20 protein-coding genes are annotated in these 20,539 nt (G+C 31.3%); all 20 read right to left on the reverse strand.

All coding sequences use genetic code 11. The annotated features are described in order from the left end of the window. Positions 1 to 77 precede the first annotated feature (77 nt). Positions 78 to 2,060 (reverse strand): excinuclease ABC subunit UvrB, encoded by a 1,983-nt coding sequence (gene uvrB, locus P8V03_RS02820; protein ID WP_318796707.1) that lies wholly within the window; start codon positions 2,058 to 2,060, stop codon positions 78 to 80. A gap of 2 nt (positions 2,061 to 2,062) precedes the next feature. Further along, positions 2,063 to 3,355 carry a PDZ domain-containing protein gene (locus tag P8V03_RS02825; protein ID WP_261671124.1) on the reverse strand — a complete coding sequence of 431 codons (1,293 nt, stop codon included), beginning with the start codon at positions 3,353 to 3,355 and terminating at the stop codon, positions 2,063 to 2,065. 143 nt (positions 3,356 to 3,498) lie between these two features. Next, positions 3,499 to 4,674: a S41 family peptidase gene (locus tag P8V03_RS02830; RefSeq protein WP_318796708.1), complete on the reverse strand. Its 1,176-nt coding sequence runs from the start codon at positions 4,672 to 4,674 to the stop codon at positions 3,499 to 3,501. A gap of 225 nt (positions 4,675 to 4,899) precedes the next feature. After that, positions 4,900 to 5,790 (reverse strand): permease-like cell division protein FtsX, encoded by an 891-nt coding sequence (gene ftsX / locus P8V03_RS02835; protein ID WP_318796709.1) that lies wholly within the window; start codon positions 5,788 to 5,790, stop codon positions 4,900 to 4,902. Next, on the reverse strand, positions 5,780 to 6,466 hold the full coding sequence (gene ftsE / locus P8V03_RS02840; protein WP_318796710.1) for a cell division ATP-binding protein FtsE: 687 nt from the start codon (positions 6,464 to 6,466) through the stop codon (positions 5,780 to 5,782). The genes ftsX and ftsE overlap by 11 nt, the downstream gene beginning before the upstream one ends. 202 nt (positions 6,467 to 6,668) lie before the next feature. After that, the gene (locus P8V03_RS02845) at positions 6,669 to 7,523 is read right to left on the reverse strand and encodes a YitT family protein (protein WP_318796711.1); all 855 of its coding nucleotides are present in this window, start codon (positions 7,521 to 7,523) and stop codon (positions 6,669 to 6,671) included. Between the two features lie 166 nt (positions 7,524 to 7,689). Beyond that, a complete protein-coding gene (locus P8V03_RS02850; RefSeq protein ID WP_318796712.1) occupies positions 7,690 to 8,631 on the reverse strand; it encodes a transketolase family protein in 942 nt (313 codons plus the stop codon). Beyond that, complete coding sequence (locus tag P8V03_RS02855) at positions 8,631 to 9,455, reverse strand: transketolase (RefSeq protein ID WP_318796713.1); 825 nt, start codon at positions 9,453 to 9,455, stop codon at positions 8,631 to 8,633. Before P8V03_RS02855 ends, P8V03_RS02850 begins: the two co-directional genes overlap by 1 nt. Before the next feature lie 109 nt (positions 9,456 to 9,564). Further along, on the reverse strand, positions 9,565 to 9,915 hold the full coding sequence (locus tag P8V03_RS02860; protein ID WP_261671131.1) for a type II toxin-antitoxin system PemK/MazF family toxin: 351 nt from the start codon (positions 9,913 to 9,915) through the stop codon (positions 9,565 to 9,567). Next, on the reverse strand, positions 9,875 to 10,195 hold the full coding sequence (locus P8V03_RS02865; protein ID WP_261671132.1) for a CopG family ribbon-helix-helix protein: 321 nt from the start codon (positions 10,193 to 10,195) through the stop codon (positions 9,875 to 9,877). The genes P8V03_RS02860 and P8V03_RS02865 overlap by 41 nt, the downstream gene beginning before the upstream one ends. A gap of 462 nt (positions 10,196 to 10,657) precedes the next feature. Beyond that, complete coding sequence (alr, locus tag P8V03_RS02870; RefSeq protein WP_318796715.1) at positions 10,658 to 11,818, reverse strand: alanine racemase; 1,161 nt, start codon at positions 11,816 to 11,818, stop codon at positions 10,658 to 10,660. Between the two features lie 175 nt (positions 11,819 to 11,993). Continuing rightward, positions 11,994 to 12,608 carry a germination lipoprotein GerS-related protein gene (locus tag P8V03_RS02875; protein ID WP_318796716.1) on the reverse strand — a complete coding sequence of 205 codons (615 nt, stop codon included), beginning with the start codon at positions 12,606 to 12,608 and terminating at the stop codon, positions 11,994 to 11,996. Between the two features lie 105 nt (positions 12,609 to 12,713). After that, complete coding sequence (locus tag P8V03_RS02880) at positions 12,714 to 14,213, reverse strand: NAD(P)H-hydrate dehydratase (protein ID WP_318796717.1); 1,500 nt, start codon at positions 14,211 to 14,213, stop codon at positions 12,714 to 12,716. Next, entirely contained in the window at positions 14,173 to 14,589 is a 417-nt protein-coding gene (gene acpS, locus P8V03_RS02885) for a holo-ACP synthase (protein ID WP_261671136.1), read from the reverse strand. The genes P8V03_RS02880 and acpS overlap by 41 nt, the downstream gene beginning before the upstream one ends. A 121-nt stretch (positions 14,590 to 14,710) precedes the next feature. Continuing rightward, positions 14,711 to 15,058, reverse strand: a complete 348-nt coding sequence (locus tag P8V03_RS02890) for a DUF6514 family protein (RefSeq protein WP_318796718.1) — start codon at positions 15,056 to 15,058, stop codon at positions 14,711 to 14,713. A 196-nt stretch (positions 15,059 to 15,254) separates the two neighbouring features. Continuing rightward, complete coding sequence (locus P8V03_RS02895; protein ID WP_318796719.1) at positions 15,255 to 15,857, reverse strand: hypothetical protein; 603 nt, start codon at positions 15,855 to 15,857, stop codon at positions 15,255 to 15,257. A gap of 126 nt (positions 15,858 to 15,983) precedes the next feature. Beyond that, a complete protein-coding gene (locus tag P8V03_RS02900; RefSeq protein WP_318796720.1) occupies positions 15,984 to 16,832 on the reverse strand; it encodes a YihY/virulence factor BrkB family protein in 849 nt (282 codons plus the stop codon). Positions 16,833 to 17,034: 202 nt separating this feature from the next. Continuing rightward, on the reverse strand, positions 17,035 to 17,580 hold the full coding sequence (locus P8V03_RS02905) for an NADH peroxidase (RefSeq protein WP_261671140.1): 546 nt from the start codon (positions 17,578 to 17,580) through the stop codon (positions 17,035 to 17,037). Between the two features lie 345 nt (positions 17,581 to 17,925). After that, a complete protein-coding gene (locus tag P8V03_RS02910; protein WP_318796722.1) occupies positions 17,926 to 18,654 on the reverse strand; it encodes a YczE/YyaS/YitT family protein in 729 nt (242 codons plus the stop codon). A gap of 327 nt (positions 18,655 to 18,981) precedes the next feature. After that, complete coding sequence (locus tag P8V03_RS02915; protein ID WP_318796723.1) at positions 18,982 to 20,223, reverse strand: hypothetical protein; 1,242 nt, start codon at positions 20,221 to 20,223, stop codon at positions 18,982 to 18,984. Positions 20,224 to 20,539: the final 316 nt, after the last annotated feature.

Below are 20,539 nucleotides of genomic sequence, written 5' to 3' on the forward strand. Positions count from 1 at the left end.
TCAGTAGATAATTTCTATCAAAAAATTATTTTATAATAAATATTGCAAATTTACAATAAGCATTCTACAGCAATTACCTAGCTCTTTTTTTGTTTTTTGAGTTTAAATATAATATCACGAAGATGTGCAGCTTGTTCAAACTGTAAATCCTTAGACGCTTGTTTCATTTCCTTTTCATATTTTGCTATAAGGGCATCTATATTTTCTTTGTTTGCCTCTATCGCTTCCTCTAGACTATCATATTTCTCCTTTTCTTCTGAAACCTTTGTAGCCTCTATTACTTCCCTGATTTCCTTCTTAACCGTAGTTGGGGTAATGTCATAGTCTTCATTATATTTCATCTGTATCTTTCTTCTTCTGTTTGTTTCTGTTATAGCCTTATTCATAGAGTCCGTTATTCTATCCGCATACATAATGACTTTACTTTCAGAGTTTCTTGCTGCTCTACCTATAGTCTGTATAAGAGATCTCTCTGACCTTAAAAATCCCTCTTTGTCTGCATCAAGTATAGTAACTAAAGCTACTTCTGGAATATCTAGTCCTTCTCTCAAGAGATTTATACCAACTAAAACATCAAAAACTCCTTTTCTTAAATCTCTAATTATCTTCATTCTCTCTATAGTATTTATGTCAGAGTGTAGATAGGTAGTTTTTATTCCCATATCTTTTAGGTAGTCTGTTAGGTCTTCTGCCATCTTTTTAGTAAGGGTAGTAACTAAAGTTCTAAACCCTTTATCTATAGTTTGCTTAATGCTAGAATACAAATCATCTATTTGACCCTTAATAGGTTTAACTATAATTTCTGGATCTAATAAACCTGTTGGTCTAATTATCTGCTCAGCTACATTGGTTGAATGATTTAATTCATAATCTGCAGGTGTAGCACTAACAAAAACAGTTTGACTTAGCTTACCTTCAAACTCTACAAACTTTAGAGGCCTGTTATCAAAAGCAGAAGGAAGTCTAAATCCATACTCCACCAGAGATTCCTTTCTAGACCTATCCCCTGAATACATAGCCTTTACTTGAGGCAAAGTAACGTGACTTTCGTCTATAAAAAGCAAGTAATCATCTGGAAAATAGTCAATAAGAGTTTGTGGTGGGGTACCTTTTGCTCTACCATCAAGAATTCTTGAGTAATTTTCAATTCCACTGCAATATCCAACTTCTCTCATCATTTCTATATCAAAGTTCGTTCTCTGCTTTAGCCTTTGAGCTTCCAAGAGCTTATCCTGTGACGTTAACTCCTTAAGTCTTTCTTCTAATTCCACTTCTATTTTTTCTATAGCTTTTTCAAGTCTTTCCCTTGAAGTTGCAAAGTGGGAAGCCGGGAATACAGATACATGAGTTCTCGTTCCTAGTAAATCTCCAGTCAATACGTCAAATTCTCTTATTCTATCTATTTCATCTCCAAAAAATTCAACTCTAATTCCCTTATTAGTTGAAGATGCAGGAAATATATCTAACACATCTCCCTTTACCCTAAAGGTACCTCTTACAAAATTAATTTCATTTCTTTCATACTGTATTTCTATAAGTTTTTTTAAAACCTCATCTCTATCCTTAATCATCCCTTGCCTTAAAGACAAAGTAAGATTTTTATATTCTTCAGGATTACCGAGACCATATATACATGAAACAGATGCTACAACAATAACGTCTTTTCTCTCAAGTAATGCTGATGTAGCAGAGTGTCTTAATTTATCTATTTCATCGTTTATGGATGCATCTTTTTCTATATAGGTATCTGTCTGAGCAACATAAGCTTCTGGCTGGTAGTAATCGTAATAAGATACGAAATACTCAACACAGTTTTCAGGGAAAAATTCCCTGAACTCAGAGCAAAGCTGTGCTGCTAAAGTTTTATTATGAGCTAATATTAGTGTTGGTTTTTGAACCTTTTCAATAATATTAGCCATTGTAAAAGTTTTACCAGAACCTGTTACTCCAAGGAGAGTTTGAAACTTTTCTCCCTTTAATATATTATTTGCTATACTCTCTATAGCTTGAGGTTGATCTCCTTTTGGCTTAAACTTAGAATGTATTTTGAAAACTTCCATTTTCACTCATCCTTATCCTTATTTTTTATTTTATCTAGTACTTCTCCAAATTTCGTTTCATCAAGCCTTACTACCATGCTGTCTCTTGGAACCCCTTTGGGAACAAAGACTATTCCCAGTCTCTTATTGCTGTTCATCCTATTGTAGCTTACTTGTTCAAATTTACCTGTAACCTTTTTTACCTTAAACCATATAAAATTTGAACAGTCTCTTATAGTCTCTGCTATTTTATCTTCACTGTCAATTTTTTCATTATTAATTTCTACTAATAAGTCTCCGCTTTTTATTCCCATTTCCTTAGCTGGTGAATTTGGTGCCACATCTAGCACCATTATCCCTTCATCGCTACTAATGTATTTAGGAATACCTTTTAGCTCTAAATATCGCTGAATAATAATAATACCTTCATGAGCTGCTGGTGCAAATATAAGAACTAAAAATTTAAAGAATAGATTGTAGACAGCAAGCTGTGCTAATCCAAATAACACTAAGCTATATATTATTATTATAAGTCCAGATATTAGAGTCTTTTGTCTTCTATTTTTAGTAAAGGTTATACTATTATAGCCAATCATGCCATAGAAAGGAATAAGAGCAACTACTGCAGTCTTTAAAATATTCATAGGGATTGAACTATTAACTATAGGCCACCAGTTTGGCAAAGGTACTTGCCAAGATGCTGATATAGCTGAAGTATTATGAAGCATAAAAAATACTGCAACTGGAAGGGCCCAATATCTCTGCAGAGCAAACCCTCCTATTATTTTATCCTCTCTGCTAGTAAACACAGGAATATAGCCTGTTTCTCCATCAATCATTATGAGGATTCCTTCTACAAAATGTAGTATAGCTACCATTGTCATCAGTGATGTCACATCTATCCTTAAAAAATCCAAATTAGGTATGTTGAATGTTGTTCCAATTAAAATTAATATAACACTGGCAAGCCCTAATGCCGCTCCTGAATATGCGAAACATATGAATCTGGGATTAAAAAACATAAATACAATGGAAACTAAAAATATCAAATCCACTGCTGAACTCTCATCAAATACAACTCCCATATATGACATTATAATACTTGCCAATGTACCTGCAAATATACCTATTACAATCTGTGATATTGTAAGTTCAAAGGGAGAATTTATTCTTTCTCCAAGTATCATTTTCTGCATTACAGTTGTTTTTTTATTTCTTCTATAAAGTATAAATGCCAGAATAATTAACAATGTAACCAAATAAGGTTCTGTTAACGCATAGGCTACAGACTTTAAAGTATATATTAAAATATTCATTAAAATAACTTCCCCTCTCCGTGAAGTGAAATTAAGTTAGACAGAAAAACCTATCTAACTTAAAACCTAAAATAATTATAACTATATTTATTTCAATAATTAAAAGTTGAAATATGTTTTTAGCATTACTTGCTTTAAAGTTATTATTTCACTTTATCTTTAGCTATTTCTAGAGCCTTGCTAAACTGTGGATCTGTATTCCTATCGTAAGCTTTTTGTCTTAAATCATCAGGATATTCTACTTCTACATCAGGCTTAATTCCAGTATGATGAATATTTTCTCCATTTGGAGTGTAATATTTTGAGACCGTAACCTTTAGAGCTGTGCCATCTCCTGTATCCAGTATCGTTTGAACAACACCCTTTCCAAAAGTCTTTTTACCAACTAAGGTACCAATCTTATAATCTCTAACAGCTCCAGAGAATATCTCTGACGCACTGGCAGTCCCTTCATTTGTAAGAACTGTAAGAGGTACCCCAATAGCATCTCCACCCTTAGATTTATACTCTTTCTTGTTTTTATATTTATCTATTGTTGAAACTATAACCTTATCTTTTGGCACAAAATTAGAAACCATATCTACACACTCGTCAAGTAACCCACCAGGATTTCCTCTTAGATCAACTATTAATGATTTCATTCCTTTTCCTTGAAGCTCTTTAAGTTTACTTGTAAAGTTCTTAGCTGTATTCTCATCAAACATTGAAACCTGTATCATTCCTATATTATCATTTAACATTTCACCCTTAACGGTAACAAGGTTTATTTTCTTTCTTTTCAATTTTACATCAAAGTTTCCCTTACTTTCTCTATACAGAGTTAAAGTAACTTCCGTTCCTTCTTTACCTTTCATTAGAGATACTGCCTTTTCAAGCTCCTTACCAGTTACATCAGTGCCATTAACCTTTTCTATTATATCTTTAGGTAATATACCTGCTGCTTTTGATGGTGAATCTTCGAAAACATCTACTATTACAATGTTATCTTCCTTTGCTTGAACTTGAAGGCCAACTCCACTATAGTTTCCTTCAGTTTGAGTATTAAAATCTTCAAATTCTTTTTTGTTCATGAATACAGTATAGGGATCATTTAATGCTGAAGTCATTCCCTTAACAGCACCTTCTGCTAAAACTGCATCATCTATTTTACCATCATAGTACTTATAAAGCTCATTTCTTACTTCAAACAGCTTTTGAAACTTAGATATAGCTGCACTTTCATTCCTGGATATATAGATTCGCGTCCCCAGTAAAGTAATAGTATTAGTGATCAGCACAATTGCTAGTGTCCACGATAACCATTTCTTTTTATTGCCCAATTTATCCACCTCTTCGCTTTAACCTTCTACTGTTATAGTATTTATATAAATCTTAAATAATTATAACATTAAAAAAAATAAATTTGTAAAACTATTTAAAAATTTTATAAAATGAGCATGCAGTTTATAACTGCATGCTTTAAAATACAATATACTCTATAGTATGTAGATAACACTGTGTTATCTTATATGAAAATAAATTTCTTATACCTTGAGAATTATCTTCTAAACCGCTAGGAATTTTCTTATTGACAGAATACTTCCTAAGGAACCTATAACAATACCTGCAAGTATAAACAGGCCTAATACGCTAGTTAAAATATATTGGGGATCAATTAGTTGGATTACCATTAAACCTGTTGAGGCTTTAACATAGGCAATTCTATAAGCATAGTACAATAATAGATCTGCTACTATACCACCAACTACCCCTATAATTATTCCTTCAATTATAAAAGGCCATCTTATAAACCAGTCTGTAGCACCTATATATTTCATTATACCTATTTCTCTTCTTCTAGAATACACAGTAATTTTAATAGTGTTTCCTATTAAGAACAATGAAACTCCAATTAAAATTATGAATATAACAGTTCCTACCCATTTAATTGTTTTAGTGATAGCTATAAGCTTATCTATAATTTCTCTGCCATCCTTTATACTTTCTATTCCTTCCATACCCTTAACATTAGTTACAACCTGCGAAACTATCTCAGGACTCTGAACTTTAATTATATATGAATTTGGCATTGGATTATCTTTGTCAAGCCCTTCTACTAAACTCTTATTTTGCTCCCCAAGTTGGTCTTTAAATTTCTCCATCGCTTGAGCTTTACTCTCGTACTGTACATCAACTACTCCATTTACTTCCTTTATTTTTTTCTCTAGATCTCTTTGTTGAGTCATAGTTATATTATCTTTTAAGAATATCTTTGCCTCTACTCTAGATTCAACTTCTAATATTCCCTGTTTAACGTTTAGTATGCTAAGCAAGAATATACCAAATATAAAAAGTGTTGCTGCAACTGTAGCAGCAGATGCACTACTAACTGTTTTGTTTCTCTTTAAACTTTTTAAAGAATCAACTATAAAAAATTTAATTGTACTAATCCTCATATCCGTAAGTCCCCCTTTGCTCATCTCTTACCACAATTCCTTTTTCAATAGCAATAACTCTTTTTTTCATTACGTCTACTATATCCTTAGCGTGAGTTGCCATTAAAATTGTTGTGCCTGCATGATTTATATCATTTAGTGTTTCCATAATGTCCATTGCAGTATCTGGATCTAGATTTCCAGTAGGTTCATCCGCTATTAATATAGATGGATTATTTACAATAGCTCTTGCTAGTGACACCCTTTGCTGCTCTCCTCCAGATAACTCATGTGGAAAAGCCTTATATTTATTAGCCAACCCTACTAAAGAGAGCACTACAGGAACTTTTTTTCTTATCTCTCTTAATGGTGCCTCTACTACCCTCATAGCAAAAGCAACATTCTCATATACATTTAAAGTTGGAATTAATCTAAAATCTTGAAAAACTACGCCTAACTTTCTTCTGTAATATGGTATTTCTTTTCTCTTAATATCTGTTATATCCATATTATTTACTATTATATTTCCGCTAGTAGCTTGTACCTCTTTAAGTAGCATTTTTATAAATGTAGATTTACCAGCTCCACTTGGTCCAACTAAAAATACAAACTCTCCATTTTCAATATTTACATTAATATTCGATAGCGCAAATATATTATTATTGTATACTTTACTTACATTTTTAAACTCTATCATCTAAATCTCTCCTTGTATATACATAAGTTTCCAAGTTTTTTACATTACTATATTTATTATAACATAATAAGACATGAAATTAAAAAACAATTCTACTAATTAATTTATTATTAACAAACTAAAGTATGCAAAGATAATATAAAATTAATCCGCATACTTTATTTACGAAATATTATTTGTTTTTTAGGGGGTATAAATTATTTTATGCCTCACTAATGATATCTTTAAACCCTTCTCCCAAGACCTCATGAGAATCACTTACTGAAATAAACGCCTTAGTATCTATTTCCTTTATATATTGTTTCAACCTTATAAGTTCCTTTCTCCCAAGAACTGCATATAAAATATACGTATCCTTTTTTGAATAGCCCCCTTGACCATGAAGTATTGTGCATCCCCTATCTAGTTCTTTAATAATAAATTTACTAATTAGTTCATTTTGAGAACTGATAATCATTACTTGTTTCGACACATTTAGTCCTTCTATAACTCTATCTACTACAACTCCGTTCATAATCACACATAAAAGTGAATATAAACCTGCCTCAATACCAAATGCCAATGCTGCCAATAGCGTTACTATAAAATCCACTAAAAGAAGTGACTTTCCCATATCTATATGCCAAAATCTATTTAATATCTTAGCTATAATATCAGTACCACCTGTAGATGCATTTTGATTAAATACTATGCCTAGTCCTATCCCCCCCATTAAGGTACCAAATATAGCTGCAAGGAATAAATCCGTAGTTACTACAAGGCTCGGGGATATTAACTTATCGATAACCCAAAGGAAAGCTGATAGACTTAAGCTTGAATATATGGTTTTGGAAGCAAATTGACTTCCAATAACTATGAATCCGATTGTTTGTAATATTATGTCCATAATCAAAGTAAGCAACCCTATGTTAAACCTCGGTAAAAAATTATTAATTATTATCGCTATTCCAGTAACTCCCCCTGCTGCAATTTTATTAGGTGCTAAAAACAATTCTATACTTAAGGCAACAAGCAACACTCCCAGGGTTATTAAACTATATTCTTTTACATTTTTCATAAATCTCTTAACTCCTATTTTAGTAGTATGTTCTGTAATAATTGCTAAATACGAAAAATATTTAATAAAATCACATTTTACTAAGAATAGTTATTCCCTATTTTAAATTTTATATTAAAAAAAGTAAGAGGATATAGATTCCTATATCCTCTTTTGCTTAAGTTTTCTATTTAAGAGTTAACCCTTTTTTAACTGCCTTAACTATATCATCTGCTGTTAATCCATAAGCCTTTAATAACTCTGCTGGCTTTCCACTTTCACCAAAGGTATCTTTTATGCCTACTCTTATTACAGGTGTAGGTAGGTTCTCACTTAACACTTCACATACTGCAGATCCAAGTCCTCCAATAGTACTATGTTCCTCTGCAGTTATTACAACTCCAGTTTCTCTTGCTGCATTTATTATTAATTCTTTGTCTATCGGTTTTATAGTATGTATATTTATAACTTTGACCTTTATTCCCTCTTCAGAAAGAGTATTATAAGCTTCAAGTGCTGCATCTACCATTATTCCCGTTGCAACTATAGTAGCTTCTTTTCCTTCTCTCAAAGTTATTCCTTTGCCCAATTCAAATTTATACTCTGGATTGTTATTTATTACAGGCACTCCTGATCTACCTAGTCTTACATAGCAAGGTCCTTTATGCTCTGTTATAGCTTTAATTACCTCTTCTGTTTCAACAGCATCACTTGGGCTTATTACTGTCATATTTGGTATGCTTCTCATTAGGGCTATGTCTTCAACAGATTGGTGTGAAGCACCATCTTCACCTACTGTAATACCTGCATGAGTAGCACATATTTTTACGTTTAGGTTAGGGTAACATATAGAATTTCTTATTTGTTCAAAAGCTCTTCCTGCTGCAAACATAGCAAATGTACTTACAAAAGGTATTTTATCACAAGTTGATATACCAGCAGCTACCGCCATCATATTAGCTTCAGCTATTCCCATATTTATAAATCTCTCAGGACAAACTTTTTTAAAATCAGCAGTTTTAGTTGATTTAGATAAGTCTGCATCAAATACAACTACCTTTTCATTTTCCTGTCCCAACTTTGCTAATGCCTTTCCGTAAGCTTCTCTTGTTGCTATCTTATTAGACATTATTCCTCACCTCCGATTTCATCTAAAGCTTTTTCGCACTGCTCTTTGCTTGGTGCATTTCCATGCCAACCTGCTTCGTTTTCCATAAAGGATACACCCTTACCCTTTACAGTTTTACAAACTATCATTGTTGGCTTATCTTTAACTGATTTTGCTTCTTCAATAGCATTGATTAATTGTTCAAAGCTATGTCCATCAACTTCTATTACATTCCATCTGAAAGCTCTAAACTTATCAGTTATAGGTTCTGCTGACATAACTTCTGCACAAGGTCCATCTATTTGTAGTCCATTATAATCAACAAAAGCTGTTAAGTTATCTAGCTTATAGTGAGCTGCTGACATAGCTGCTTCCCAAACCTGACCTTCTTCTAGCTCTCCATCACCTAATAATGTATATACTCTATAGTCCTTTTTATCTAACTTTCCAGCTAAGGCCATACCAACAGCTGCGGATATTCCCTGTCCTAATGAACCTGTTGACATATCTACACCTGGAACCTCATTCATATTAGGATGCCCTTGCAATATAGAACCAATTTTTCTAAGTGTTTTTAATTCTTCAACATCAAAGTATCCTCTTCTAGCTAAAGTACTATATAATACAGGTGCTGCGTGTCCTTTGGAAAGAACAAATCTATCTCTATTTAAATCTCTAGCCTTCTCTGGATTTACATTCATCTGGTTAAAATAAAGGGTAGTTAAAATTTCTACCGCTGATAAAGAACCACCGGGATGACCGGAACCTGATTCTGTCAACATCTTTATGATGTCTTTTCTGATAACCTTAGCTGTTTGCTTAAGTTCTTCTATATTTTTCTTCACAATCTCAACCTCCTAGTAAGCTTGCACTTAATAATTTCTTTTTCTATTTTATCATAAAAATCTATTTTTATATATAAAAAAATAAGGGTTTAAAAAACCCTTATTTAAACTACTGCAATCCTACACTTATTAAAAGTGCTTCATCTACCTTTGTCATATCTGTATCTGTCATATGACCTATCTTCTCTTTTAGTCTTCTTTTATCTAAAGTTCTTATCTGTTCAAGCAAAACTACTGAATCCTTATTAAGCCCATAATCCTCAGATGAAATCTCTACGTGAGTTGGTAGTTTCGCCTTATTTATCTGAGAGGTAATAGCTGCTACAATTACGGTAGGACTGTATTTATTACCAATATCATTTTGAATAATGATAACTGGCCTAATTCCGCCCTGTTCCGAACCCACTACGGGGCTTAAATCAGCATAGAATATATCTCCTCTTTTCACTACTGTTGTCATCTGGCAAATCACTCTCCGAAAGCTTCGCTTCATATTCTTTAAATTCTTTCATGTCATTTGCAAAGCCCATTTCTGCAAACTCAAGATTAAGCTGCGCCATTTCTTTATATCCTTTTTCCATTTGCTCTATAATATTTAACCTTTTTTTCTCTTTAATATATAATATGATAGCTTCCCTAATAAATTCACTTCTTTTTTTGCAATCTTCTTGAAGTGCCTTGTTAAATTCATTGTATAGTGTTTCTGAGAGGTTTACTACTAATCTCTTTGAATTTGACATATGAAAATTAATACCTCCTATTAACTTAAGCGAAAGTTATGTACACATCATTATAGTCATAAAATCGTAACTATGTCAAAGAAATTATACGCAATTTCATCACTTTTCTACTTGTAATGTCAGCATATAATCCCTAATTTTTACACATATGTTATTGTATATGTATACTTACATTAATCTCATTAAATATGTACCTCGCTAACCCATTAATAGGTATAATATACCTTAATAATATTATGTATTTTTTATCATATGTAGGCCTATTTGCTAATGCCTTTTGTATTATCTATATGTTTTGATGAATATGGCAATATACTAGTATATTATACAAAGTATTCATTTTATATACACTAAATCTAACACTTTAAGTTAAGAATTAAGATTGAATATAATTGATGTTAACTATTCACAATGGAGTTTGTCCTTTATCTTTAAATCCTAATTCTTAACTCTAAAATACTACTACACGTAGTTTCTAACCTTAACTACTTGGCCTTCCTTAATGTATACTCTCGGAACTCTTTTGCTTACCATACAAATTACCTCATAGTTGATAGTCCCAAGCATCGGTGCTATATCATCTGCATCAAACTTTATATTTCCATCAGTGCCTAACAATATAACTTCATCTCCTACGTTTACTCCTTCTATATCTGTTATATCAATCATACACTGGTCCATGCATATATTACCAACTACTGGCGCAAACTTTCCATTAATTATAACCTTTGCCTTACCAGACATCATTCTTGTATAACCATCTGCATATCCTACAGGAAGTGTTGCTATTACACTTTTTCTTGTAGTCCTAAACTTTCTTCCATAGCCTATATACTCATCCTTATCTAGAGTTTTTATATGCATTATATTTGCTTTCCATGTTAAAGCCGGTTTTATACTTAATATATCCTTATTAACCTCACTAGAAGGATAGTACCCATATAGTATTATTCCTGGTCTTGTTCCATCATAATGAGTATCTGGCAATTCCATTATTGCAGCACTATTGGCTATATCTCTCATATTTATCTTAATATTTCTTTCCTTTATCTTCTCACAGAACCAATTATATTTGCTAAACTGCATTTTCGAATATTCTTTATCAGTCTCATCTGCTGTACAGAAATGGGAAAACAATCCTTCTACCTCTATATTCGGCAAATTGCTAATTTTATGTATTTCCTCAATACTTTCTTCACAAGGTAAAAATCCTATTCTACCCATACCGGTATCTACAGCAATATGAATTTTTACTATTTTATTTTTGCTCTTTCCAGCCTCGGATAAACTAAGAGCATAATCATATGAAGATACCGTTGGTTCCAAATTGTATTCCAACAATTCTTCAGTTAAGGTGCCAGGAGTAAGTCCTAAAATCATTATAGGACAATTAATACCTGATTTTCTTAATTCTACCGCCTCACTTATTACCGCTACGGCAAGTCTTGTAGCACCATTTTCTAGAACTACAGGTGCTATATCAATAGCTCCATGTCCATAAGCATCAGCCTTAACTACCGCAATTAATTCTTTACTTTTGGCTAACTTTCTAATTTGCTGTATATTATAGGCTATGTTGTCTAAGCTAATTTCAGCCCATACCGGTCTAAAATTATTAAACATAAAACATCCCCCCCAAAATTATATTAAGCACTAATTTCATTATCTACTAATTAGCCCCTAACATTAATTATACAACATTTTTAATAATATTATAATTGCAAATATTAAGATTTTTGATTTAACACGCAAAATAAAGTGGCACGAACCCATTAGTAAGCCCCTGCCAACCTGTATCTCAACTATTTACATCAAATAATTCTTGTTGTAATTCTGTATTTGCTTTAAAATTACTATACTCAATGTTAACCTTCTCTCTATCCTTAGAGTCTAGTATTCTTAAATACTTAGGTGAGTTGTCTTTAAGATCTATATATAACTCTGATTTACTAATGTTTTTATTGTTACCTGGAATATCCAAATGTATGACTTGATATTCTTCATTATTTATCTTTTTAAAGGAATTTTTCAGTGTTTCATTTGTGTATATCATGCCTATATATTCACCAATAAAACTTAGCTTGAATAAACTATCAAAATCTCTATCTGTATTATAGTTTAATCCATTTTGTAAATCCTTTATAAATATTTTGTTATCTTTATATATTAGGATTCTGCTTTTTTCTAGCTCAAACCTATATCCATACTTTTTATCGTAAAATTGTTTCCCACCATAATTTATAACTTGTTTATCATTCTGTATTTTCATGGTTATGTCGCAAGTATAGCTGTCCAAGTTTTTCAAATAATCAATTGCTTTCTCTGTATCTCTATTATTTCTATTACAACCTAAAGAAAGTATTAAGAAAGCAAAGGACATAAGGGATAATATTATTAGTGTACCTTTTTTCATAGAATTCCTCCTGGAAATGGATTTTCTCAAGTATCATCTCACTATAAATACTATTCTCTTATGTCTCTTTATATTCTCATGGTTGTAAAATTTTAGCCTTTGAACCTAATTGGCAAACTTTTTAAATACCACCGGCATATTTTCTAAAATATCACTAGCACTTACACAGAACATTTTTTTTGAAAGTTCTTCTCCACAATAACCATGTATGAAAGCAGATATATAAGCAGCCTTCATAGGTTTATAACCTTGACCTATTAAGGATGCTATCATTCCTGTAAGACAATCTCCCATGCCCCCTGATGCCATAGCACTATTTCCAGTAGGATTAATTACTGTTATTTTACCATCAGTAATTATACTATTGTATCCTTTTAAGAGTACAATAACATCATTTTCTTGTGCAAACTTCTTGGCAATCTCTAGCCTATTTTCCTTTATGTAATCTATAGAAAGTCCTGTTAGTCTTGCCATTTCCCCTAAATGAGGAGTTATTAAAATATTACATTTTTTATCTTTTAAAATATCTACTCTATCCTCCAGAACATTTAAACCATCAGCATCTATAACGATGGATTTTTCAGAACTACTTATAACTTGTTTTACTAAACTTAAGGTAGTTTCATCCTTTCCCATACCTGGTCCTATAGCAATAACATCGCTTTTTCCTATTAATTCTTGTACTTTCATTTTTTCGCTAATAGAAATTGTCATAGCCTCTGTGAGTTTAGAACTTAGCGTAGATTGAATTTCTTCTCTACAGCATAATGTTACTAACCCAGCTCCACTTCGAACAGCTCCCTGTGTGCATATATAAGCGGCTCCTGTGTAGCCCTTTGATCCAGCAACAACTAGTATTCTTCCATAATCACCCTTATAGGAGTATCTATCTCTTATCTTTATATTGCTTCTTATCATATGTTCATCCATAATAAATTCATTGTTATGAAATTTATTAACAGCTATATCAGGAATGCCAATATCCTCTATTACTATGTTTCCAGTTAGTTCATCTGTTCCGTAGCTTAAAAATCCTTGTTTATATAGTTGGAAAGACACGGTTATATTTGCTCTAATACAGTTTCCAAGAAGCTTGCCTGTGTTGGTATCAAAGCCTGATGGCACGTCAATGGCTACAACATGGTTACTGTTCTCATTAATTATAGAGATAACAGAGTCAAATATACCTTCAACATTTCTAGAAAGTCCTGTGCCAAATATTGCATCTACAGTCACTTCACTTCTCTGCACTGAATCCCTTAGTTCATTAATATCCTCGATATTGTCAACTTTAACTATGTTAACTCCTATTTTTTTTAATATATCATAGTTAGTTTTACAATCTGAAGTCATTCCACTCTTTCCGCCCACTAAAAACACTTCTACTTTTTTATTTAAAATATGAAGATGCCTTGCTACTGCAAAACCGTCACCTCCATTGTTTCCTTTAGCACAAACAATAGAAAAGGAACTAAACTTATTTAAATCTAGATTGTTAATAACCTTTAATGCTGCATTTTCCATTAAGACAATACCTGGTATCTTCAATTCATTTATACAATAGTTATCTATATTCCTCATTATTTCTGCAGTTGCAATCTTCAAGTTTATCAACCTCCATCACTGCGTACGCTATAGCATTATCCACTCCATGAGATATACTTAAATGAATTTTATAGTTCCCATACTTTTGTGCTATCATCTTAGCTTTACCCTTTAGCACTACAATAGGCTTACCTGCAGCAGTTCTATCTATTTCTATGTCCTTAAATTCAAATCCACTAAATCCTGTTCCTAATGCTTTAGAAACAGCTTCCTTTGCTGCAAATCTTCCTGCTACAAATTCTGGTCTTAGATTTCTACTCTTTAGATATTCAACTTCATTCTTGCTAAACATTTTATCCATAAAGTTGGAATGTTTATCCATGGCATCTTTAATTCTCCTGATTTCAACTATATCAACCCCAACACCTGAAATCAAAATATCACCCCCACACTTAATATAATAAGGCAAAATTTTCAATTTTTAAAGTTAAATTTAATATTTAAAAGAAAAAAAGAGGACTTTCCCTCTTTTTAAAACTATCTACTCCTACAATAGCTTAATATGCTATACATCTTATTTCCTTATCAAAATCAATGATATATTCATCAATATATTCTCCTAATACATCAATTAAGTGTATTGGTGATACTGTATTGTCATACAATAATTTTAATAAATTATGTACTTTATGTCTATCAGGACTTATATTTTGTACAACATCTCTTTCTATATTAATTAATTTTCCGTCTACCATATCTTGTCTTTCAACTTCTATTCCATATGACTGTACCTCTACGGCATCTATTTCACATGAAATAAGAATACTTCCTTTTAGCAGTCTGTAGAAATAGTTATACTTTATTTTTTCTACACTTTCAGTTCTAACTAAATTTTCTACCACCATATTTTTTTCCCCCCATAATTAACTTCAGAAATATCTTAACATATTAAATAAAAGAAATATGTCATTTCATGTGAAGATTAATTACAACTTATCTCTTTTATATGACATCAAAAAGCCTGTAGTCCCACATCTATAACCATGTATATTACTTTACTTCAATTATCTTCCTTTTAAACAATGCTTGTTTGTCGAAATTCTATGCTTCCTGACTATTTCTTTTTGAATTAGTATACCTAATAGATTCTGCTAGGATATGTTCTTCAATTGCAAGATATCTGCAGATATCTTCTAATATTAGGATACTTGCTACAACTATAGAGCAATCATCATTCTTGCAATGTTTTAAATTATACAATTTTACATAGTTATTTAACGTCTCTTTTTTGCACTTTATGTCACAATATATACTATTTAATGTATTATATAGTATATCATAAGAAAGTATTAAAAAGTCTTTTTTAGACTTTTGATTACCATTTACTACATATTTTACTATTTTGTTTAAAAAGTTTTCTTTGTAGTATTCCTCCATATGTTTTGTGTAACTGTTACCAATATAACTTCCTATAATGTAACTATCTATTAGAGCAATCTCTCCTTCCGTATTAAATATTATTGCTAATTCTACGCTTTTTTTCCCCTCTCTTCCTATTTCATCAGTTAGCTTCTTTACTCTTTGATTGAAGGAACTTGTAAACTTTGAGTCCAGTATAAAATACTCTAGTTCACGACTAGAACACTCGTATATAAAGTCGGAAAAATTTTTATAGATTTTTTTCATATAATCTTTGCTTCTCAAAATATCACCTTCTAGAATATCTTTTTAAATTTTGTAATGAATTACTACTAAGAAACCATAACTTTTTATTGTTGTAAACTGATAAACATATATTCAATATTTTTACTCATGTTATATAAAAATATACTAAAACTTTTTTCCCTTGGGCTTCACTTTTCCTTCTCTATCAAAAGCCAATGTAGCATTTAATTCTCCCCCCATGATTATCATTACTGATAAAAAAAATAACCAGGTTAAAAGTATAATTACAGCACCTATGCTTCCGTAAACTTTAGAATAGTTTCCAAAATTATTTACATAATAGGCAAACCCTACAGATACCCCAACCAATCCTATGGCAGAAAAAACCGCTCCTGGCATAACTTCTTTCCATGTCAATCTTCTGCTGGGAGTATAATGGTATAATGCTGCAAATATAAATATTGTGGTTAGAAACATGACAGTATATCTTACTATATTCCAGAATCTCTGAAACATAAAAGAATACCCGAACTGTTTTGCTAAATATACTCCTAAAATTTGTCCAAATACAAGTAATATCATTGTTAGTATTACTATGAAAGTTACCCCAAAAGTGCACATAATTGCTATAAACTGAACTTTAAACACCGATCTATCCTCAGATTCATCATATGCCTTATTAAGGCCTTTAATAACCGCATTAAATCCACTGGATGCACTCCAAATTGTTGCTAGCAAACTCAAAGACAGCAAATGGCTGTTTCTACCATCAACTACTTCTACCACAGTATTATGCACCAATTCTAATACGTTAGTAGGTAAAATTTTATTTAATCCCACTAACACCTCACCACTACTAATAGGACTATATCCTACTAACGTCATAAGAAATGTCAGGAATGGAAAGAATGAGAAAATTAAACTATATGCAAGTTGAGATGCTAAAGCTAAAACATCATCATCATTAAACCTAAAAGTTAAATTTTTAATATCCTTAACGATACGTTCAATCATAATTTTCTTCCTCTCTAAGTTTTTTCCACATTAAATCTAGCTATCTTTATTATTTTAAAAATAAAGCTTTTTAATGTAATATATGTTCTAAATCACACAGATATATATCTGATTATTTAACTTATAAAAATAGAAGATGCCATATCTTAAGGTTTAAGATATGGCATCTTCTATTTTAGCTAAAATTATATTAAACTATTTTTTATTTGAAGTATCTATTTAATAATCCTAAAAATGCGGAACCGTGTCTTGCTTCATCTTTACACATTTCATGTACTGTGTCATGAATAGCATCTAAGTTTAATTTCTTAGCTAAAGTAGCTAAATCTTTCTTTCCTTGAGTTGCTCCATGCTCTGCTTCTACTCTCATTTCAAGATTTTTCTTTGTATCTGCTACAACTACTTCTCCTAATAATTCAGCAAACTTTGCTGCATGCTCTGCTTCTTCAAAAGCTATTCTTTTATAAGCTTCTGCTACTTCTGGATAACCTTCTCTATCAGCCTGTCTGCTCATAGCTAAATACATTCCAACTTCTGTACATTCTCCAGTGAAGTTTGCTCTTAAGCCTTCTATTACTTCAGGATCAACATCCTTTGCTATTCCTATTCTATGCTCATCAGCCCAAGTGAATTGACCTTCAACTTTTTCAGCAAATTTATCACTTGAAACTCCACATTGTGGGCATTTCTCTGGTGCTGCCTCTCCTTCATGAATATATCCACATACTGTACAAACAAATTTTTTCATAATAATAATCCTCCCATCAAATTTTAACTCTTCATAATTTTATCTTCTTGACAATTAATATTATATAATACTAATTATTGTTTTGCAAGTACTTTTTCATATATTTTGGTAAATTTTTTTATCCAATAAAAATGCCACTGAGATAATATTCAGTAATCTATAATTAATTTCCTTGCATTATTAACCACTGCAATATTTTGCAATATAAAAAGTACTAGTTTTTACTAGTGCTTTTTATATTATTCAAATACATTCTAGAATATCCTATACATTTTTTAATTTACTAAATATTAATGAGTATTCTTTTAACGTCTTGGGAAAACCCATAAACCTCTGCATTATTCTTTATACCTCTATTTTATTTCTTTCATCAATCAACTTATCATCTGTGTCATTTATATCAATCTTGTCTTGCCTTAAATTCTTGTATAAAAGAATCAAATTCATATGATCTGTATCCTTGGAACTGTACTTACCAATTTTAAAAGCAAACTGCACCGAAAATCCAATACTGCCCGCAGTTATCAAAGTTCCTATTCCAACAGGCCCTCCTAAAATGTATCCAATGATTAAAACCGTTCCCTCTATAGCCCCCCTTATCATCCAAACAGGTTTGTTGATCTTCTTTACAAGCCCTTCCATTAATCCATCCCTTGGGCCCGCTCCCAGACCAACTCTTAGATAAAAATAGGTTGCCCATCCTATTACAAAAATGCCCATAAACAACATAAACATCTGTCCTATTATGTTATCTGGTGTACTAAAAACCTTAAACTTCTCTATCAGGTCAATAAATAACCCTATAAATATCATATTTAGCACACTAGCTAGCCCTGGTATAACACCAAGAAAATATGAAATTAGAAGAATTACAAAACCAGTTAATTCAGATACCTGACCCAGCGTAAGTGAGCTATGTTGTACTATCCCCATATGAAATACATCCCATGGACTCATTCCTAGTTTCGAGTATAAGGTTAACAATATTCCTATAGAATATAGTAGTAACCCAAACATTAGAGAAGGCATCTTCTTTATTAAATCAATAATTAACTTTTTCTTTTTATCATTCATAAACCCCTCACACCCCTAGTTAGTTTATTATATACAACCATCTCCCTAAATTTTATCACTATATTAACTAATTTCCAATATGGTTTCTTTACACTCCATTTGTAGCTTCAATCTCTTACCTACCTTTATTTATTATCGCCACTATGCTTTTTCATATAAACAAAAGAGAGAAAGTCAGTTTTTTCACCTGATTTTCTCTCTATTTCTCTATTTAAATTGGTCAGTGTACAAGGATATATACAGTTTGGCATAATTAAGATTGTTTTAAAATATAGTTAACAGCTAATATACTCTATATTATTTATATGAATAATATATTTGTTCAATTTAATCGTGATAAGTATAACTATGATCAATATAAATCATATCATCTATATATAATGCGTTTATCCAAGCACTTGCTAGTCCATATCCATCAACAGCCTGGGCATATCCGTAATATGCAGGATAATTATTATATTTTACAGTAGAATATCCGTATACTGTCACGGTGTGAGGTCCATATGTTTCGGTACTGCTTCCTTCAGTCCAACCATCTTGAAGATCCGCAAGATAAGGGTTATTGCTGCTAATAAGACTTTTAGCTATGCTAGGGTCAAAAGAATAGTATTCAGTTGCTCCGTTAACAGCTTGAGGATATTGACCATCTCCATTATATTCTATAGTACAATTAACCTTTTGATCTTTTACTATATATTTTTGTAAGCCATACGTTGCATCTTTATAAAATGTTCCAAAATATGTTCCATCAGTCAGTGGTTTTTTCTCTGTTGGATATTGTGTACTAGGCAAATTAGTACACATATACTCTGAAGCCATAAATTTTTTTACAAGCACGTTGTAATCTGTAAAAAGATCCATATCGTTAACAAAAGAAGAATTATAATGTTCATCATAATACCTAAGTAGTATTACTGCAGCAGTTGGAGTGCAAGCGTTTGCAAAGGTAATTTTATGATTATATAGTGGACGACTGCCATCTGCTTTTTTTATATTGTAATATGTAGTAGTTGTTGCTCCTGAATAACCTAGCGCTAAATCCGAAGTTTCTGGGATATCGTTCACCACACTATTAGACTTTCTAACTTTACCTTTTTTCTTGAAAATATCATATTTTTTTAAATCATTCAAATTACCTAAACTTTTTTTAGTTTTAGAGTCAATAACTTGTCCATTAATACTTTCCTCTAAATAAGATAAAGGACCATTATATAAATGTTTTTTGTTTCTATCATTTATATAATCATTTGTACCTTCCTTTGAAAATTCAGTAATACTGTAATCAGATAAGTCAACTATTAAATACCCACCTGCATCAGAAGAAAAATATAATGCTTGTACAGTATCGCTTAAATTATATAATTCAATAGGATTACTTAAGGTGCCTTTACTAACTTGATTGTTAAAAAACTTTTGCGCATATTTTTTAACGTTAGAATAGTCCTTATTTACTGATGATTGAGTTTGAGATGTTGTCTCAGAGGTTTGGGCAGCTAGTATACTACTAGTAGGTACTTGAGTAAATAGCATAGTTAAACTGAGAATAGTAAGTAATTTTAATTTTTTCATCACTTTTATCACCTTTCTTTTTTAAATTTATTTTTAGTATTGTAAAAAAGCATAATGTTTCAATAAAGATTGCCTTAAAACATGCACATATTCACTTAGAATTTAATAAAAATTGACCCAAACTCACAAAATTAAATTGAAATTTTCTGATTTTTTACAATTTATATTTACAGATTATATCACTATATTACATTTATTTAAACGCCTTGAAATAAATGTATAAAACTAAACTTTAATCCATGTAAATAAAAGGCTAATATTCATATATTATCTATTAATGGTATAAAATATGTTATAATATTTATGTTGGTATAAC

Origin of the sequence: Clostridium tanneri (genome assembly GCF_033659955.1) — a bacterium.
Classification (GTDB): Bacteria; Bacillota; Clostridia; order Clostridiales; family Clostridiaceae; genus Clostridium_AM; species Clostridium_AM tanneri.

Coding starts and splice junctions, on each gene's coding strand:
- P8V03_RS02915 (WP_318796723.1), bottom strand. CDS start 20,223: ATGAAAAAATTAAAATTACTTACTATTCTCAGTTTAACTATGCTATTT.
- P8V03_RS02860 (WP_261671131.1), bottom strand. CDS start 9,915: ATGACAACAGTAGTGAAAAGAGGAGATATATTCTATGCTGATTTAAGC.
- P8V03_RS02845 (WP_318796711.1), bottom strand. CDS start 7,523: ATGAAAAATGTAAAAGAATATAGTTTAATAACCCTGGGAGTGTTGCTT.
- P8V03_RS02890 (WP_318796718.1), bottom strand. CDS start 15,058: ATGGTGGTAGAAAATTTAGTTAGAACTGAAAGTGTAGAAAAAATAAAG.
- P8V03_RS02850 (WP_318796712.1), bottom strand. CDS start 8,631: ATGTCTAATAAGATAGCAACAAGAGAAGCTTACGGAAAGGCATTAGCA.
- ftsE (WP_318796710.1), bottom strand. CDS start 6,466: ATGATAGAGTTTAAAAATGTAAGTAAAGTATACAATAATAATATATTT.
- alr (WP_318796715.1), bottom strand. CDS start 11,818: ATGTTTAATAATTTTAGACCGGTATGGGCTGAAATTAGCTTAGACAAC.
- P8V03_RS02910 (WP_318796722.1), bottom strand. CDS start 18,654: ATGAATGATAAAAAGAAAAAGTTAATTATTGATTTAATAAAGAAGATG.
- P8V03_RS02905 (WP_261671140.1), bottom strand. CDS start 17,580: ATGAAAAAATTTGTTTGTACAGTATGTGGATATATTCATGAAGGAGAG.
- P8V03_RS02900 (WP_318796720.1), bottom strand. CDS start 16,832: ATGATTGAACGTATCGTTAAGGATATTAAAAATTTAACTTTTAGGTTT.
- P8V03_RS02825 (WP_261671124.1), bottom strand. CDS start 3,355: ATGAATATTTTAATATATACTTTAAAGTCTGTAGCCTATGCGTTAACA.
- ftsX (WP_318796709.1), bottom strand. CDS start 5,790: ATGAGGATTAGTACAATTAAATTTTTTATAGTTGATTCTTTAAAAAGT.
- P8V03_RS02875 (WP_318796716.1), bottom strand. CDS start 12,608: ATGAAAAAAGGTACACTAATAATATTATCCCTTATGTCCTTTGCTTTC.
- uvrB (WP_318796707.1), bottom strand. CDS start 2,060: ATGGAAGTTTTCAAAATACATTCTAAGTTTAAGCCAAAAGGAGATCAA.
- P8V03_RS02865 (WP_261671132.1), bottom strand. CDS start 10,195: ATGTCAAATTCAAAGAGATTAGTAGTAAACCTCTCAGAAACACTATAC.